The organism is Infirmifilum lucidum (assembly GCF_014876775.1).
GTDB lineage: Archaea > Thermoproteota > Thermoprotei > Thermofilales > Thermofilaceae > Thermofilum > Thermofilum lucidum.
This window is the reverse complement of the sequence record NZ_CP062310.1, coordinates 157,363-173,501: the sequence shown is the minus strand read 5'-3', so window position 1 is coordinate 173,501 and position 16,139 is coordinate 157,363. Positions and strand designations below refer to the sequence as shown.

The 16,139-nt window shown below is 59.5% G+C and carries 16 protein-coding genes; 8 read left to right on the top strand and 8 right to left on the bottom strand.

Going from position 1 to position 16,139, the window contains the following annotated elements:
• Positions 1 to 103: 103 nt before the first annotated feature.
• Positions 104 to 2,788, top strand: coding sequence for a cation-translocating P-type ATPase (locus IG193_RS00980; RefSeq protein WP_192819044.1), 2,685 nt, complete (start codon positions 104 to 106; stop codon positions 2,786 to 2,788).
• A gap of 50 nt (positions 2,789 to 2,838) precedes the next feature.
• Here the strand turns inward: IG193_RS00980 and IG193_RS00975 are convergent, their stop codons facing one another.
• The 3 genes from IG193_RS00975 to IG193_RS00965 form a co-directional block, all read right to left on the bottom strand.
• Positions 2,839 to 4,194, bottom strand: a complete 1,356-nt coding sequence (locus IG193_RS00975; protein ID WP_192819043.1) for a serine hydrolase — start codon at positions 4,192 to 4,194, stop codon at positions 2,839 to 2,841.
• 77 nt (positions 4,195 to 4,271) lie between these two features.
• Entirely contained in the window at positions 4,272 to 4,682 is a 411-nt protein-coding gene (locus IG193_RS00970; protein WP_192819042.1) for a type II toxin-antitoxin system VapC family toxin, read from the bottom strand.
• 6 nt (positions 4,683 to 4,688) lie between these two features.
• Positions 4,689 to 4,922: a type II toxin-antitoxin system CcdA family antitoxin gene (locus IG193_RS00965; protein WP_192819041.1), complete on the bottom strand. Its 234-nt coding sequence runs from the start codon at positions 4,920 to 4,922 to the stop codon at positions 4,689 to 4,691.
• 330 nt (positions 4,923 to 5,252) lie between these two features.
• On the opposite strand from IG193_RS00965, the gene IG193_RS00960 reads away from it, so the two are divergent.
• Both IG193_RS00960 and IG193_RS00955 read left to right on the top strand, forming a co-directional pair.
• Positions 5,253 to 5,951: a hypothetical protein gene (locus IG193_RS00960; RefSeq protein ID WP_192819040.1), complete on the top strand. Its 699-nt coding sequence runs from the start codon at positions 5,253 to 5,255 to the stop codon at positions 5,949 to 5,951.
• A 521-nt stretch (positions 5,952 to 6,472) separates the two neighbouring features.
• Positions 6,473 to 7,405, top strand: coding sequence for a hypothetical protein (locus IG193_RS00955; RefSeq protein WP_192819039.1), 933 nt, complete (start codon positions 6,473 to 6,475; stop codon positions 7,403 to 7,405).
• Between the two features lie 80 nt (positions 7,406 to 7,485).
• Here IG193_RS00955 and IG193_RS00950 read toward each other — a convergent pair whose 3' ends face one another.
• The gene (locus IG193_RS00950) at positions 7,486 to 8,802 is read right to left on the bottom strand and encodes an ATP-binding protein (protein WP_192819038.1); all 1,317 of its coding nucleotides are present in this window, start codon (positions 8,800 to 8,802) and stop codon (positions 7,486 to 7,488) included.
• A gap of 124 nt (positions 8,803 to 8,926) precedes the next feature.
• Between IG193_RS00950 and IG193_RS00945 the strand changes: the two genes are divergently transcribed.
• The 3 genes from IG193_RS00945 (at position 8,927) to IG193_RS00935 (ending at position 10,797) form a co-directional block, all read left to right on the top strand.
• Complete coding sequence (locus tag IG193_RS00945) at positions 8,927 to 9,649, top strand: hypothetical protein (protein WP_192819037.1); 723 nt, start codon at positions 8,927 to 8,929, stop codon at positions 9,647 to 9,649.
• A 132-nt stretch (positions 9,650 to 9,781) separates the two neighbouring features.
• Positions 9,782 to 10,123 carry a CidA/LrgA family protein gene (locus IG193_RS00940; RefSeq protein ID WP_192819036.1) on the top strand — a complete coding sequence of 114 codons (342 nt, stop codon included), beginning with the start codon at positions 9,782 to 9,784 and terminating at the stop codon, positions 10,121 to 10,123.
• Positions 10,120 to 10,797 (top strand): CidB/LrgB family autolysis modulator, encoded by a 678-nt coding sequence (locus IG193_RS00935; protein ID WP_192819035.1) that lies wholly within the window; start codon positions 10,120 to 10,122, stop codon positions 10,795 to 10,797. Before IG193_RS00940 ends, IG193_RS00935 begins: the two co-directional genes overlap by 4 nt.
• Positions 10,798 to 10,887: 90 nt before the next feature.
• On the opposite strand, the gene IG193_RS00930 is transcribed toward IG193_RS00935, so the two are convergent.
• Complete coding sequence (locus tag IG193_RS00930) at positions 10,888 to 11,055, bottom strand: hypothetical protein (RefSeq protein WP_192819034.1); 168 nt, start codon at positions 11,053 to 11,055, stop codon at positions 10,888 to 10,890.
• A gap of 148 nt (positions 11,056 to 11,203) precedes the next feature.
• Between IG193_RS00930 and IG193_RS00925 the strand changes: the two genes are divergently transcribed.
• On the top strand, positions 11,204 to 11,707 hold the full coding sequence (locus IG193_RS00925; RefSeq protein WP_192819033.1) for an archaellin/type IV pilin N-terminal domain-containing protein: 504 nt from the start codon (positions 11,204 to 11,206) through the stop codon (positions 11,705 to 11,707).
• Here the strand turns inward: IG193_RS00925 and IG193_RS00920 are convergent.
• The 3 genes from IG193_RS00920 to IG193_RS00910 form a co-directional block, all read right to left on the bottom strand.
• Positions 11,704 to 13,575 (bottom strand): prolyl oligopeptidase family serine peptidase, encoded by a 1,872-nt coding sequence (locus IG193_RS00920; RefSeq protein ID WP_192819032.1) that lies wholly within the window; start codon positions 13,573 to 13,575, stop codon positions 11,704 to 11,706. The genes IG193_RS00925 and IG193_RS00920 overlap by 4 nt on opposite strands.
• 225 nt (positions 13,576 to 13,800) lie before the next feature.
• Positions 13,801 to 13,926 carry an AbrB/MazE/SpoVT family DNA-binding domain-containing protein gene (locus IG193_RS00915; protein WP_192819031.1) on the bottom strand — a complete coding sequence of 42 codons (126 nt, stop codon included), beginning with the start codon at positions 13,924 to 13,926 and terminating at the stop codon, positions 13,801 to 13,803.
• A gap of 303 nt (positions 13,927 to 14,229) precedes the next feature.
• Positions 14,230 to 14,652 carry a pepsin/retropepsin-like aspartic protease family protein gene (locus tag IG193_RS00910; RefSeq protein WP_192819030.1) on the bottom strand — a complete coding sequence of 141 codons (423 nt, stop codon included), beginning with the start codon at positions 14,650 to 14,652 and terminating at the stop codon, positions 14,230 to 14,232.
• Between the two features lie 278 nt (positions 14,653 to 14,930).
• Here IG193_RS00910 and IG193_RS00905 point away from each other — a divergent pair, with 278 nt between their 5' ends.
• On the top strand, positions 14,931 to 15,980 hold the full coding sequence (locus tag IG193_RS00905) for a hypothetical protein (protein ID WP_192819029.1): 1,050 nt from the start codon (positions 14,931 to 14,933) through the stop codon (positions 15,978 to 15,980).
• Positions 15,981 to 16,139: the final 159 nt, after the last annotated feature.

The window sequence follows — 16,139 nt, the reverse complement described above, 5'->3', positions numbered from 1 at the left end:
AACATTTTTTATTCAAGATTTGCTGAAAGTGCAAGTTCCGAGAATAATATTCTTAAAGAATCCTCGCTTTACATGGCTACGGGGTATACTCCGGTGAATACGTGTGAAGCCACTGCTTCCAGAACAACTCTTCGAGACACTAGGCACTTCCCCCGCCGGGCTATCCTGGGAGGAGGCTAGGAGGAGGCTCTCAAGGTACGGGCCGAATACGCTAGTAGCTGAGAGGAAGAAGTGGAGGAACCTGAGGAGGTTTCTGAGGCACCTCTCAGACCCACTATCCCTGCTACTGATAATAGCGACAGTCCTGTCCCTGGCTATAGGTTCTACGCAGCTCGGCCTCGCGATACTCGCCCTGACGGCCTTCAACGCCACGCTGAACACCCTCCAGGAGTGGAGGGCAGAGAAGGCGCTCGAGAAGCTAAGGGCGTGGATGCCGTCGTACGCGAAAGTCCTGCGCGACGGGAAGCCTGCCCTCGTGCACACGAGCGAGATAGTCCCGGGCGACGTAATCATAGTCGAGGAGGGGGACAAAGTTCCGGCAGACGCCGTCCTGATAGAGGCCCACGACCTCTGGGTGAGCAACATACCGCTCACAGGGGAGTCCGTGCCCCAGCCAAAATTCACCGATAACCTCGAGGAGGAGTACTCCTCCTACTTTGAGATGCCCAACGTGGTACTCGCGGGCACGACCGTAGTGAGGGGGTCAGGCAAAGCGGTGGTCTTCGCGACAGGCCCCAGGACGGTGTTTGGCGGGGTCGTTAAGCTAACGGGGGAGGTGGGAGAAGAGGAAAGCCCCCTCGAGCGCGAGATATCCAGCCTCGCAAGGCACACCTTCGCGATAGCAATGACTGTTGGGTTCGTGTTCTTCCTCCTGAGCCTTGTGTGGCTACACCAGAGCATCTACGACAGCATGCTCTTCATGATAGGTGTGATGACTTCCCTCGTCCCCGAAGGCCTCCAGATAACAGTGTCGATGGCCCTCGCCCTGGCAGTACTGGACATGGTTAAGAGGAATGTCCTCGTCAAGAGGCTATCTACAGTCCAGGCCCTCGGGAGCGTAACAGTCATCGCGACCGACAAGACTGGCACGCTTACAAAGGGGGAAATGATGGTGTCGAGAGTATGGGTGTACGACAGGGACTACGAGGTGACAGGCCAGGGCTACGAGCCGTTCGGAGAGTTCCTCTTGAACGGGCAGAGGGCAGAGTCGAGAGACCCCGTTCTCGAGAAACTGCTCGTAGCCGCCTCGCTCTCCTCCAGCTCCTACCTACAGCCTCCAAGGGAGGGAGAGAGGGGCTGGCGCGTCATAGGCGACCCGACGGACGGGGCAATAATAGTTGCAGCCCTGAAGTACGGCATTGACAGGGAGAAGCTCCTCGACGAGTTCAGGCTTGAGTACAGGAAGCCCCTAGACCCCGTCAAGAAGACGATGTACAGCGTCTACGCGAGGGGTGGGAAGAAGTACCTCTTCCTCAAGGGCGCACCGAGGGGCGTGCTGAACTCTTCCGCGTACATCATGGTCGACGGCAGCGTGGAGCCCATGAGTGACGGTATACGCGCGAGGATCGAGGAGAAGATACACGAGTTCGGGGAGGCCGGTCTGAGGGTGATAGGCGTGGCCTTCGGCGAGGGCACGGAGAGCGACTCGGAGTTGATCTTCCTCGGCCTCATCGGGATCATGGATCCGCCGAGGCCCGAAGTCCCGGAGTTCGTCGCGAAGGCGAAGAGGGGGAAGATAAAGATAGTGGTGCTGACAGGCGACTACGGCCCAACAGCCAAGGCGATAGCGAAGAAAGTGGGGGTAGTCGGGGAGAGTGCGAGGGTGATACGGGGAGTTGACCTTGAAAAGATGAGCGACGAGGAGCTCTCCAGGGTGCTCAGGGAAGGGGAAGTCATATTCTCGCGCGTGACGCCGGAGCAGAAGCTCAGAATCCTCAGGGTGCTGAAGAAGAATGGGGAGGTCGTTGCAATGATAGGTGACGGGGTGAACGATGCCCCATCGCTCAAGGAGGCAGACGTAGGCGTGGCTATGGGTGTTACCGGCACGGACGTGGCGAGGGAGGTCGCAGACATAATACTCCTCGACGACAGCTTCGCGTCTATAGTCAGGGGTATCGAAGCAGGTAGAGCGATATTCGACAACATAAAGAAGTTCGTAACGTACGTGTTCGCCCACAACTGGGCAGAGCTAATACCGTTCCTGGCTTTCATCACCTTCAACATCCCACTGCCACTCACGGTGACGCAGGTGCTCGCAATAGACCTGGGCATCGACGTCCTGCCCTCAGTGGCCCTCAGCAGGGAGCCGCCGGAGGAGGGGGTCATGGACGAGCCCCCGAAGAGCAAGAGCGAGAGGCTCTTCGACAGGAAAGTCATCCTCAGGTCGTTCATAATAGGGCTTATCGCCTCGACCCTCGCCCTCTACAACTGTATCAGGGCCTGGCACGAGGGCGGCTGGGCTCTTGGGGCAACTCTAGACCCGTCGAGCCCAGTCTACCTCAGGGGCGTGACAATGACTTTCACGGGGATAGTGCTAGCCCAGATGGGCAACCTCCTCGTATCTAGGAAGAAGAAAGGCTTCCCAATAGACGCCTCACTCCTGCGGAACAAATGGATTGCACTCAGCCTCCTAGCCCAGCTCTCCATACTCCTCGCGATAGTCTACATCCCGCCGCTCCAGTGGATATTTGAGACGTACCCGCTAACGCTCCGGGATCTGCTGGGCCTCGCCTACATACCGCTAGTCGTGATTGCCGCTGACTGCATTCTCCGGAGGCTAGGCCTCTGAGGCACTCTACCCCCACGAGCCCGCTCAACGCAGAGCCAGAGCTCTAGGGCTCACGGGGAGTACTGTTTAACGAACTTGTACCTCTCGTACAGCAGTACTACCCTACCGCCCTCCTCGCGGAACTCTGCATACGTCTTCATCCCGCCAGCCCCCGTGTAGAAGTAGTGCCTGCCGCCCTCGCTCTTCTCGTAGAAGAGCGGTACAGTTACGGCGCTATACTTCCCGCCCATCTCCAGCAGGAGCACGTACCCCAGCCTCTTAACCCTAGCCTTGAAGAAGCCGCGGAACCCGGCATAGTCGCCGCTAAGCCTGTCGAGGAGCTCGCCGACCCTCAAGCTCGGAATCTCAAGGGGGTCTTCGCCGAGCAGCACTGCCAACGCGTACATGCCGAGGTTTGACAGAGGGTACCCACTGCCATTCGCGAGCACCGCAACCCCCACCCCCTTCTCCGGCTGGAAGCCAACCCACGCCGTGTAGACGAGCACTGAGCCGCCGTGGCTGACGAGCCTCCCACCGTAGAACCTCTCGGTGATTATCCAGCCGTACCCGTACGACTCGTCGCCGTAGACGCTCCAGGGAGCCCTGACCCTAGGCCTAAAGGCCTCTGCGAGCCTCTCGCGCGAGACGAGACGGGGCTCGCCCCTAATCAGGAAATCCAGGTAGCGTGCCAGGTCTCTAGCACAGCTCCAGAGCCCCCCGTCCGCCTCGACGCCCCACGGGAACCTCCCCTCTTCCAACCCGTCCCCCGCCAGCAGGTAGGGCTTCGCGACATCCCCGTCTGACTCGACGACCTCGCGCCTAAACGTCGAGCGCGCCATCCCGAGGGGCCTCAGGATTTCCTCCTCGACGTAGTCCCTGTAGGCCCTCCCCGAGACTCTCTCTATAACCCTGCCGAGCAGGACGTAGCCCTCGTTGAGGTAGAAGAAGCGCTCCCCCGGCCTAGCTTCAGCCCAGTCGCCCGCCCCCGAGAGAATGGCCAGGACGTCTTCGGGGCTGGCCACTGGTAGCCACGCCTCGGCCTCCCCCTCGAGCCCCCTTATGAGCGCCTCCGCGTAGGCTAGCGCCGGTATGCCAGACGTGTGGGTCATCAAGTGCCAGAGCCTCACAGGCTCGCCCTTGACCCTCAAGTCCAGGGGGACGTACTTGCCCACGGGGTCTTCAAGGCTCAATAGGCCCTGCTCCTCCAGCTTCAGCAGAGCCAGGCTCGTGAAGCTCTTCGTAACCGAGCCGACCCCGTAGAGGGTGTCGGGGCCTGCCGGCAGCGCGCGGCCGGCGTCCCTGAAGCCTACGCTCATGAACGACGCCTCGCCGCCTCTAGTAGCCGCGAGGACGACGCTTGGGAGCCTGGTTCTGGAGGCCTTCTCCAGGACAAAACTCCTAATCCTCTCGAGAGCCTCCGGGGCCATGGCAATCTATTACTCCCAGACCGCACTTATTAGCTTGACTAGCAGTAATTCCAATGCCCGCCGGCGCTCTAGCGGGCCTACCCACCCTCGTCTGGTGCGCGTAGCCTGTCGATAAACTCGCGCACGCTGATAACGTCGGGGTACTTCTTCAGGTCGCTGTCCTCCGATACGAGCACAAGGCCGAGCACCCTCGACACGTACAGGTAGGAGGCGTCGTAGAACGAGAGATTCTCCCTGACGGCCAGGCTGAGTATGCTGCTCCAGTACTCCAGCGGGTCTACCCTCCTAAACTCCCCGAGAATACTGCTGAAAAGCTCTACAACGGGCTCCAGCCTCTTGATCCCGCCAGCCCTATACTCCTTCCACACAGCATTTCCGACTTCGTAGGGGGTCAAGGTGAGGATAGACACTCTGCCAGCCACGTCGAGGACACCCTCCCCCAGGGCCAGAACTAGGGGGTAAAGCGCCGACGAGTCCAGCAGGTACACTGTGCCTCACCTTTCAGCCCTGTCCCCCTCCACCGCCCTCACCCACTCCTCCACGCTTACATCCATTGCCTCAAGAGCCTCCCCCAGAAGCCTCCTAAACTTCTCCCTCTTAACACGCCTAACCTCCTCCTCAATAGCCCTCTCCACAACCTCCCTCAAGTTTATCCCCAGAGCCCTAGCCTCCTCCTTCAACTCCCTCCTCACCCTAACAGATACAACTTCTGTCGGAGCCTCTCTCATCCACACCACCCACTATATCGTGCCTAGAGGTTCTGATAAAGTTTACGCAAATATGTATACAAAAACCAGAATACACCGCAGGAGCCCCCGTTGCGGACACTGCCGGTGAAGCACTAAAGCCCCTTATCCCCGCTAGTACCGATCGAGTACGCTGTAGACCAAGCCGGCTCTAGACAACACTTAAAAGGCAGGTGGCCCACATGAGCAGTCCTCGCGTGCCCGAGCTACAACCCGCTCTTCGGGCGGGTCTACAACCAAAAGCCCTGCTCTCGGGGGTCAGCGTGAAGCTTATTATATAAGCCAAATATCGACTTTCGTAAAGAGGGTGCGATGAGTAGCTCGCTTAAGAAAAAGATGCTCGAGTTGCTGGAGAAGGACGTCGAGTTTAGGTACGCGGTGGCGGGGTACCTCGGCGTACTGGAGGTGCTGAAGAGGCTGGACAGCCTGGGGGAGGAGCAGGCCAAGACGTGGGAAAACCTGAACAAGATATGGGAGAACCTGAACAAACTGTGGGAGAACACGAATAAGCTATGGGAGGAAGTGAAGGCTTTGAGAGAAGACCAAAAGAAGCTCTGGGAGGAGGTTAGGTCGCTTAGGGAGGGACAGGAGGCGTTGAAGGCTGACGTGGACTGGGTTAAGTCTGCTATTAGAGAACTTCAACAGGCTTTGGGTGTTGGGCTTGAGTTCTACACGGCCCGGTGGGTTTCAGAGTACTTTGAGGCGCGGGGCTACACCTGCCAGCCCATAGTACACGCCACTCTGCCTGTAGACGGTTTCAGGGAGGTGGACGTGCTGTGCCTGGAGCCCCTGGCCGTGGCTGAGGTGAAGTCTTCCGTGCCCAGCTTGGAGAAGGCTGAGGAGGCTCTAGCCCAGCTGCTGAAGGCCGTGGAGGCCGCCGAGAAGTTCACCGGCAGGAAGGCCGAGTTAAGGGTACTAGCAGTTCAGACAGCGCCAGAGGAGGTGGCAAGACACCTAGCCAAGAGGGCAAGCGAGCTGGGAGTAACGCTAATACTAGGTAGAGAAACCTAACAACCCCCGAGGACAACCGCCCGGCATTTCTGCAGCAAAGTAGCAACCCCACCAAGCTCCTCACGGGCCACTTTCGCTCTAAACCCCTGAACTGGGGTTCTAACGCCTCCTTCAGCCGAAAGGACAGCGGAGAATAGTCTAGAGCAACGTCTAAACTAGCCCCAGGTGACACCTGAAAAACCACTTTAAGGGTATGCTTTTTTTGTATGAGAAGCCTTTGCTAGATTCGCTGATGCCATTGGTATATTCATCAATAAAAAGTTCTGCACCAGCACTCATGGCACAATCACCCGTATCTCAAGCAATTTTAGCTATATATTTGGTTTCATAGGAAAAAACAATGGCCTATCGCTAGGCGGCAGGCCCATCTGCCCTGGACTTGACTTCGAAGCCCAAGCCTAGCTCTGGGATAACAACGTCGACTTCTATCCGGTTCCTCCAGTACCCAGCCCTGTGAGATCCGTAAAATTTAAATAAAAAATTTTAAAATAAAAAATTAAAGTAATAAAGCGGTGGTGTTTATGTCCCCGTACTGGAGGGAGATACTGTTAATAGTTCTGATTGTCCTGGCGCTTGCAGCAGTGGTAATGCTCGTAGCAGGGCCTCCTATCCTTATCCCGGCCTCTGGGTACTGGGACGCATTGCAGAGAGCATCTGAAATGGCAGCGCGCATCGAGGGCCACGTAAACCTCACCGTAAAGATACTTGGAGAGTACAAGTATGAGGATCGCTACGTTCTCCTGCCTGCCGACACACCCCTAGGCGTCACGCCGTCCGAGGGTTACAGGTTGAGCTACGCAGTTCGAGACAAGCATACAGGCACAATCTACGCAGTGTACATAGGCGCAGGTCTCAACCAAACCAAGCTCGCCATAATCCGGGGGTCAACATGGAAGCTAGTAGACCTCAAGTTCAGGAAGGTTGAGGAGAAGCTCTTGAATGGGACTGTCCGCAGCCTGAAGCTACCCACTGAGAGGGGAGTAGAGGAGATGATAGGCTTCTCGCGGTGCAGGGTCGTCACCTATAAGGGCTACGTGGAGGAGCCCCTCACACAAGAGGTACAGCCACTCGAGGCTGCAAGGGCCTACGTTGACTGTACCTATACGACTAGGCTTGGCGTGTTTGACCTCGCGACTACACACGCACGTGCCTGGATCGAGTATATACCCAATAACGTGATCACGGCTATCTATGACTACTCGTACGAGGAACACAACCCCCTTGTATACAAATGCTCGTTTAACTCGTGGAACTACGGCGTCGGCACGAGGGCTGCGACCGTGCGGGCAGAGGGGAAGTTTATGATATGCTATTTACCCATCATCCCCCCCAACATCGTGTACCCGTCAACTCAGTGGACACAATTCAGCCAGTTCCTGTTCGACGTGTCGGGGCAAGTCCTAAACTGTGATGGCCACCACTCTGCCTCTTACAGCCTATTCTGCAGCTGTTAAAAGGTTCTTTTTTCTTTTTCCCACTCCCACAGTAACTATGGGTTGAAGGCTACCCTTGAAGCCTTGTCCCTGGAGCAGTGTTACAACCCGCCTTCCTGGCTAATGTAACCAATTAGTTCTCCTGGCCTGTCGGAGTACACGAGCAGGAGGGGTAGAGGTATACTCCCCCCTCCGACTCCCCGCAGAGTGGCTGTGTACACGTCTATCTTCCCGAGCCTCTTCGGGTAGCCCCCTGCCCTGGACTTGACTTCGAAGCCCAAGCCTAGCTCTGGGATAACAACGTCGACTTCTATCCGGTTCCTCCAGTACCCAGCCCTGTAGCTGCGGGCTATGTGCTCTGCGACGGTAGCCTCTAGCAGTGCGCTTCTGCTTGGTGGCTGGACGTTAGCCCACTTGGACATCACCCTGTAGAGAAGGGGGTCCACGAAGTGGACTTTCCTCTCCTTCTTTACGTCCTCGACGAGCCTGGCGACGTCTACGTAGAGGAGGCTCCTCGCCAGGAATAGTTTCTCGAAGAGGTCGATGTAGGACAGTACTACCTTGTGCGACCTGAGCTCGTACTCGCGCGCGACACTATTCAGGCTGAAGGCATTGGGCGCCTTCTCGATGATGGCGCGGGCAACCCTCTTCGCGAAGACCTCACTGCGTCTAAGCCTGCTAATGTCAAACACTATGGAATTCAGGAGGTCTCTCTCGAAGTAGGCGTCGACCCTGCCCTCGGACAGGCACGAGACAACGCTCCTCGGGAAACCGCCACAGTCGAGGTACTTCTCGAGGAGCTCACCTAGAACCCCCAGCCAGCCCAGAAGCTTGTCTGGCCCGGAGTCCACTGGTACATCGCTCCTGGCTACACGCACGAAGTCGCGGAAGCTGAGCGGGGCCATCAGGAAGTCGCGCCCGTACCCCCTCCTCCCTGGAAACGCCTCTAACTCCCTCCTGGCGACCATTGAGAGCGATCCCGTAGCGATGACGACGTCACTTGAGAGTAGACCACGGTCAACCAGACTCTTAATAGCCCTAAACCACTCCCGTGGGTATGTCACCTCGTCCAGGAGTATGAGGGCGCTCCTAATACCCCAGCTACTCTTGAGCTTCAAGTACCCTCTAACAACCTCCTCTAGCTCCCTGTAGTCGCTGAGCATGTCACAGCTGTAGTAGAAAATACTCCTCGGACCCCGTCCCCCCTCGACTAACGCCTTAACGAGGAGCTTTAGTAGCGTAGTCTTGCCAACCTGCCTCGGCCCGAAGATGAAGTGCAGGGAAAACGGCCTCAACTCCCCCAGTACGTCCCACAGCAGCCTAGGCGTCCACCTGACAGGGCTCTCCCCCCACTTCTGGAGGTCGTAGTCTTCGCGGAGCCCCCCAACACCCCTCCACCAAGGATTGTACTCCTCCATTCCTGGAATTTCAGATTCCAAGAAGTATATAAACTCTTGGAATCCAGAATTCCAAGGACTGCCGGCCGCCAGCACGAGGCCCTTCAAGGGCTAAACTTATAGCAGTGGCTACCCTAGCCCAGACGTGGCAACGTCTTTTGCCAAGTACGCGGCCATAGTGAAGAACTTGAGGGGCGTCGTCCTGGCGGACTTCTCCGAGGAGCGCGTCGGCGAGGAGGTGGGCTGGCTCACGAAGCGCTTCAGGTACCGCGACCTCGGGGTAGTCCCGTGGGTTCTCGAGAACTTTAAGGACAGGCTCAGGGGCAGGCTGGGAGGGAACCCCTTCCGCGAGCTCTACGCCCCAGTGGACGCGGTAGCAGAGGCCGTTGGCGCCTTCCAGGAGGCCCTCGGCGTCAGCAGGGCCGTGGCAGAGCTCCTCGTGTTCGCCTCCACGTACATATCCCCCGGCATACTCGCTGGCGAGAAGTTCCTCGGGGAACTCCGGGGGCTGGCAGAGGACAGCGTCTATGCGTGCAGGAAGATGGACTTGAACTCCTGGAAGCTGCACCTGAGGGTAGCCGACTACACTGTACTGGACTTCTACGAGGAGAGCGTGGAGGAGGCCATAGCCTCCCGCACGGGCGAGGCGGACGTGGAGGCAGTCCTGAGGAAGAGGAGGTCCAGGATATCCAGGGACAAGAAGAGGTACTGGCGCATAGCCTGCGAGGAGGGCGAGCTCTTCCTGCTATACGTGGACAACCTCGCGCTGGCGTACAGGGAGTCCCTCCTGGGAAAACTGAGGGCAGAGGCGTGCCCGGCGCTGAGCATAGTGCCGGTAGTCTACCTCAACCCCGCACTACTACCCTAGCCCTGCGCCGTCCGTGGGAGCCGGCTGGCGGCAGGCCGCCTCGATTATCTCGCTCTTTATTCCGCCAACTTTAACTCTCACCGAAGCCTGTTTACGGCTGATGGCCTCGCCCTCTACGGCAGGGTGGTGGGGGTGTACAAGGGGCTGGCGATAATATTCGGCTTCCTCCTCCTGGGCGAGTTGACGAGCAACATCCTCGCACTGCCGGTGCCAGGTAGCGTCCTAGGCATGGTATACCTCACGCTAGCCCTCCTGGTAGGGCTCGTGAGGCTTGAAGACGTGGAGAGGGAGGCAGAGTTCCTGGTGAGGAACATGAGTGTAATGTTCATCCCGCCGGGCGTGGGGATAATGCTCTACTGGGGTCTAGTCCAGTCGCAACTAGTACCCCTAGCGCTCGCGCTCGTGGCGAGCTTCCTCGCGACGCTACTACTGACCGGCAAGCTGGTCGAGGCGCTCGGCGGTGAAGGGCCTTGACGGCTCTAGGCGCCTTCTTGACGCTGGCAACGTACTACGCGTACACGAAGCTGTACGAGCGCAGGAGAGCGTTCTACCTCAACCCAGTCCTGCTCTCAATACTCACTATATGCCTCCTCCTACACGCCACGGGGGCCAGCTACTCCAGCTACATGGAGAGCGCCGGGCTGATAAGCTACCTACTCGGCCCCGCAGTCGTGAGCCTGGCAGTACCCCTCTACAAGCAGAGGGCGGTGGTAGCGAGGTACTCCAAGCAGATACTAGCCGGCATAGCAGTCGGGGGCATGGTGGCCATCGTGACAGCCGTGCTCCCCCTACGGCTCTCCGGCTCGCCCAGAGAAGTCGTCCTGAGCACAGCCCCCAAGAGCGTGACGACAGCAATAGCCGTGGGGGTCAGCGAGAAGATAGGCGGGCTACCACCCCTGACAGCAGTCCTAGTCATACTCACAGGCATAATGGGGAACGCCGCCGGAGTAGAGCTACTGGACAAGGCCGGGGTAAAGAGCAAGGTGGCGAGAGGCCTAGCAATGGGCGTCTCCTCCCACGGCCTAGGGACAGCCAGGGTAGTCCTAGAAGACGAGCTCGAGGGGGCCGTAAGCGGCCTCGCAATGGCCCTGAACGGCGTCTACACCTCAGTCGTGCTACCGCTAGTCATAGTCTACCTCGCGCCCTAGCCAGAGAGCCAGCACGGCGACACCCACCGTGCCACCACTTCAAACGTGGAACAGGAAGTAGAGCGCAGGGCGACGGAGAACACGGCGTCTTCAGCTACTCGAGAACCCCTCTACGCACGCCACGCCCCCCACGAGGCAAGCTACCGCGAGCTCGCGTACGCAGTGCCGCGCCCGCGCAAGCCTGGAGGCCAGCGCCCCGGAGCCCTCCAGCGCCGCGGCGCCCCACGCACCGAGAGGCTCCGCAAGGTTATTCTTCACTCCGGAACACTACATAGACTGTATAGTGGCGTGTAGTCGCTAAAAAATGGTAGTATCTGTTTAGAAACAGCACCAAAATAAACAAATCTGGAACCAAAGACAAAACAGGGGGAAAAGTATATAAACGTGTCCCCAGCTATAACGTTGTATGGCGAAGAGACAGGCGATAAGCCCGGTCATAGCCACTGTCATAATCGTCGCGGTCACCATAGCGGTCGCAATAGCAGTAGCCTTCTGGATGACAGGCATAATAGGCCTCTTCACGGGCTTCGAGCAACTCACAATAGACGCCATAAACGCAGTTCCAACAATCCTCCCAGGAGGATTCCCAGGCTGGGAGGTAAGCGTAACGGTCACTAACAGGGGTACAAGCCCGACGAGCATAACGCATATATACATTAACGGCTACCTGGCGTGGGACATCGGTGGTATAATTATTGTAGGGTGTCCTGCTCTATTTGGTGTAGATGTAGATCCACCAGCAGGAGCAGGAGCTATTCCGTTCAATCCGGGTGAGTCCAGGACGATTACTCTGACAATTACAAAAGGTGGAACATGCGGGCCGACAACGCTTAATCCTGGTGGTAGCGTGGAGGTCAAGCTCCACACGTCTGGCGGCAAGGATTACCCGAAGCTCGTAGTCCTGCCCTAAAATACTTTTTCTCTTATCTTCTTCTCTACTAGTGCTAGTACCTCAGCGGCCTCCCTGGCCCTAGTCTGGGGCACCGCGCCGAGGTGCCCGCTGCCCTCCTCTACCCTGAGGTATGCTTCCGCGCCGAGGTCGAGTAGCCTGGCTACGAACTTGAGGGCGTGGGAGGGGTGGACTCTGTCGTCCGCCATGCCCGTGTATGCCAGAACTGTGACGCGCCTCGCCTCGGGCTTAAGGTTGTGGAGCGGCGAGTAGGACTCGAGGATCCTCCTGTCCTCCGGTTTCTCCGGGTCGCCGTACTCCGTGATCCAGAGCCTCCCGAGGTAGAGCTTGTGGAAGCGCAGCATGTCCGTGAGGGGGTAGCCGACGAGCGCGACGTCCACGAGGTCAGGCCTCCTCGCCACGGCCGCCGCCACCAGCAGGCCCCCGTTGCTCCTCCCCGTGGCCACCGTGAAGTAGCCCCTGGACTTGTAGTACTCTAGGAAAGCCTCGAAGTCCTCGAACACTCTGGCCTTGTTCTCCCTCATCCCGGCCCTGTGCCACTCCTCCCCGTACTCGCCCCCGCCCCTGAGGTTCGTCGAGACGAAGGTGGCGCCCTCTTCCAGCAGTACGACTGCCTCCGGGTAGAACCTCGGCTTGATTGGCAGCGCGAAGCCCCCGTATCCGTACACGACTGCCACCCTGGCGTCCCTGGCCCTCCTGCTCCTGACTTCGAAGCCGTGGATACTCGTGCCGTCCCGCGAGGCCACCCACATGTCCCTTACCTCGAGGTCTAGGGGCAGGCTAGACCCCTCCACGAGCCTGGCGCTACGGCCCTCGAGGAGGTAGAGCTTGCTCGGAGTGTCGAAGGACTCGTACCTCACCAGCGCCCTCCCCCACCCCCTGGACAGGACTGTCAGGCTCCCGGGCTTCTCCTCGAGCACCACCTCACCCTCCCTCGCGCCGTCCAGGCTGTAGGCCTCCAGCCTGTCCGCGCCGTCGACCAGCCTGACGGCGAGGATCCCTCTGCGGTGCACTACGGCGTCCCCGATGGGGTGCTTCTCGGCCCCCACCACCACCTCCGGGGACTCGCCGAGCCTCAGGATCTGGCCCAGGCCGTTCTCGTAGCTGAGCAGGTACACGCCCCCCTCCCCCCTGCCGACGGGGTAGGCCCTCGAGTCCCCGGGGTCGTAGAGGAGGCTCCACCCGGAGCCCCTGTACTCGTAGACCCTGGACTTCGTCCACCCGTGCATCGCCACGGCGTAGACGGCGCCGTGCTCGTAGTCGGGGCTCAGGGAGACTATCCAGTTCGTCCCGAGGCCCCCGCCGAACACCATCTCCTCGCCGCCGCCCAGCTCCGCGAGGAAGACCCTGCTGGTCGGCGCCTCCACGCCGTCGGGCGCCCTGCCAGACCTGTAAGTCCTCACGTAGAGGAACCTCCCCTGCCCCAGCCACACGGGCGGGGAGACGTAGCCCTCGGGCCCCCTGAGCCTCTCGCCGCTCTCGGCGTCCAGGATCAGGGTGTGCGTGTAGTCTGAGCCAGCCCTGCTGTAGAGCACTGCCAGTAGCCTGCCGTCCGGAGTAGCGGAGATGGACGTGAGCACCACGTCATCCCCTAATTGTCTGGCCTCCAGGACTGTCTCGGCCACCGTCTCCCCGTACTCGTACCTCTTCACAGTGAAAGTGCCCTTCTCGCGCGTGAGCGTGTAGAAGCCCCCGCTGTAGATTGAGGCGTCCACGGTGAAGGGCATGCTGTAGAGCTCGAGTAGCTTGGGGTACAGCCTGTCCGCCTCGTCCCCGACGTACTCCCTGAACCTCCTGTTCTGCTCCTCTATGAACGCCCTAACGCGCGGGTCGTCAAGGTCTTCGAGCCACTCGTAGCCGCTCGACACGTAAGCCTAGGAGCCCGCCGGCAAATAAAAATTGCGTTTTTGGAACACCAGTACGGCTTGAAGGTGGCTGAATGGATAGCACCCACTACTTAGTTACTTCCAGTGCTCCAGGTGCCTCTCTTCGAGCTCGCTCTCCACAAGCCTCTCGAAATCAGCTCTTTCCCCGTGTTTCTCCTTTGTGACTGAGCAGAACTCTTCTACTGCTTGTCCGGGGTCTCTCCCTTGTTATGACGATTTCCCGTCTCTCGCCTCCATGACTACGGCGTCCCCCTCCTTAATGCCCAGGCTCTCCCTCACGGCCTTCGGTATCATAACCCGGCCCCCAGGCCCGACACGCCTTCTAATCCTCAATCTACCCACCTCACACCTCTAGTGAAAACGCCAACTTATATCTTAAGGTTTGAAGCTCCGGGATGTGGCCCAGTTGCTCGGCCCCCTACTCTGCCAGGAGACAACGTTTTCCGCAAAGGCATGCGGGTTGCCCGCCAGCCCTGTCCCGTGGTATTCCTGCCCTAGCCCGCCGACACTGCCCGGCTTCCCGTGGGCCTCGGGCCGAACCCGACTAGGCGAGGAGCATGGTCACACTCTGCGTGTGCAGGCATGGGGACAGTAGCCTTTTAGCCGTGCTTGAAGAGTAGAGTGGGGTCACTGTCCTCAGAGCCACCTCTCAGGCCTCTCGCTCGCCCTGGGCCTGTCCTCGTCCCTGAACCTCCACAGCCCCTCTCCTGGCTCCTCGATCACTATCTTGAGCCTCCCTATGAGCTTGTCGTTCAGTAGAACCTCGTCGGTGACCTCCGAGACTAGGAAGTCCGCAACCACGCTCTCCGAGGATCTGTCCCCCGCGAGGACGGTGACCGTGCCAGCTCTGGGTATCTTCACGACCCTCATGTAGCCGGAGGCCGAGACGTATGTCTCCGTCCTCGCGTCGCTGGGCGGCGGCCAAAGCCCTAGCCTCTCGGCGGCCCTCAGCGGCAGCAGGATTTCGGCGTCGTCGCTCTCGAAGCCCGTGTTCAGCAGGGCTGTCGTGACGAGCTCCCTGCCCCCGCTCTCAACCCTGACTCTGACCCTCACGGCCATCCTTACCACTCGGCTTTAGGGGCCTGAGGTAGCCTATCCTGCCCGAAGGCCTCAGGGGCCTGAGGTAGCCTATCCTCCTCTCCCCAGCCATCCCTGCGTAGTATCCGGCCTCCAGGCATTTAAGCCTGCCGCCTGCGCGGAGGGGGCATAGCCCGAAACAGCGGAGAAAATATTCGGCGGTGTCTAGGTTTTGCCCGGCTTTGCGCCTTGGTGCCACGTAGTCTCGGTACGTAGCGGGAGTGCGTCAGGAATAAGGCTTTACTCGGTACGAGTACTTGATGACGGCCAGGACTATTGTGGTTGCCGCGCTGGCGTTGCTAGCGGCGCTGGCCACCCTGTATACAGCCCTACAGCTCGCAACAGTGGAGGCGCCCAGGACGGGCGCTGCAAGCCCCTCTGTGCAGGAGAGCGCTGGGGGTCTATTCGAGGTGAAGATACACGTGACGCGGGGCAATGGCTCAACAACGGTCAGGCTTGGGCCTGTCAGCTTCTCGAGGCCCACGGAAGTGGCCTTCAGGGTGCTCGTGAAGGCTGATCCGGACGTGGCGTTTAGGCTCAGCGGGGCCTTGCTCCTCGAGGGGCAGAAGAAGTACTCGGTACTCATGCCGTGTATGGCGGCGCACGGTTTTCCGTGCTACAGAGTCCAGGTCGTGATACCGGGCTACGACCAGCCAGTCCTCGTCATGCCCGGAACCTACAATGCTAGCCTGGACGTCGCCTGGGAGTCCAGCGGGGACGCGACTCTAACGCTAGTCATTGTGGCCGTGAACGAAACTGGTAAGCCACTGCCCACTCAAGGCCAGCCCGAAGCACCGGGCAACGAGACAACCAGCCCGGGTAGCCCCCCAGCTGTCCTGCCGTGCGGGGCGGGTGCGGGAACAGACAGGTTGCCGGAGCCCCCAGGCATGCCTTGGCCAGTCCCGCGGGACGGTAACAGTAGTTGCTTCGTGGCGAGGCTACACATGACCCAGGGTAACGGCTCTGCGAGGCTCAGCCTCGGAGTAGTCAACTTCTCGAGGCCCACAGAAGCCGTCTTCGAGCTCTTCGCGTCTGCGAGCCCAGACGTGGCGTACACTCTCAGCGGGACAGTCTACCTCTACGGGCCTGAGAGATACGTAGTTCACATGCCCTGCGCAGTCTCACACGGCCTACCGTGCTACAGGGTACTGGCCGTAATACCGGGCTACGACGCCCCTATAGTCGTGAGGCCCGGGGTCTACAACGTCAGCCTCCACCTAGCCTGGGAGTCCGCGTGGGACTCAACTCTAACCGTAGCCCTGGTAATAGTCACTGACACCGGCAAGAAGCCCCTCACGGCTACCCCGTAGGGGCCTGCGGGCCAGGCTTCCCCTGGAGCTGAGAGTGCTGGGGGCTGGGTGTGCGCTATAGGTGTCGAGTTTTGTCCGTAAACCTGGGGCTCGTGTGCCGGGTTTAGAGGCTTCTACGGATCACCCAGGCCTAGCCCCTAATCCCAGTATCCGGCGGGC

Excerpts from the sequence above, each read along its gene's own strand:
- IG193_RS00955 (WP_192819039.1), top strand. The coding sequence starts at position 6,473 with ATGTCCCCGTACTGGAGGGAGATACTGTTAATAGTTCTGATTGTCCTG.
- IG193_RS00925 (WP_192819033.1), top strand. The coding sequence starts at position 11,204 with ATGGCGAAGAGACAGGCGATAAGCCCGGTCATAGCCACTGTCATAATC.
- IG193_RS00965 (WP_192819041.1), bottom strand. The coding sequence starts at position 4,922 with ATGAGAGAGGCTCCGACAGAAGTTGTATCTGTTAGGGTGAGGAGGGAG.
- IG193_RS00910 (WP_192819030.1), bottom strand. The coding sequence starts at position 14,652 with ATGGCCGTGAGGGTCAGAGTCAGGGTTGAGAGCGGGGGCAGGGAGCTC.
- IG193_RS00905 (WP_192819029.1), top strand. The coding sequence starts at position 14,931 with ATGACGGCCAGGACTATTGTGGTTGCCGCGCTGGCGTTGCTAGCGGCG.
- IG193_RS00950 (WP_192819038.1), bottom strand. The coding sequence starts at position 8,802 with ATGGAGGAGTACAATCCTTGGTGGAGGGGTGTTGGGGGGCTCCGCGAA.
- IG193_RS00975 (WP_192819043.1), bottom strand. The coding sequence starts at position 4,194 with ATGGCCCCGGAGGCTCTCGAGAGGATTAGGAGTTTTGTCCTGGAGAAG.
- IG193_RS00960 (WP_192819040.1), top strand. The coding sequence starts at position 5,253 with ATGAGTAGCTCGCTTAAGAAAAAGATGCTCGAGTTGCTGGAGAAGGAC.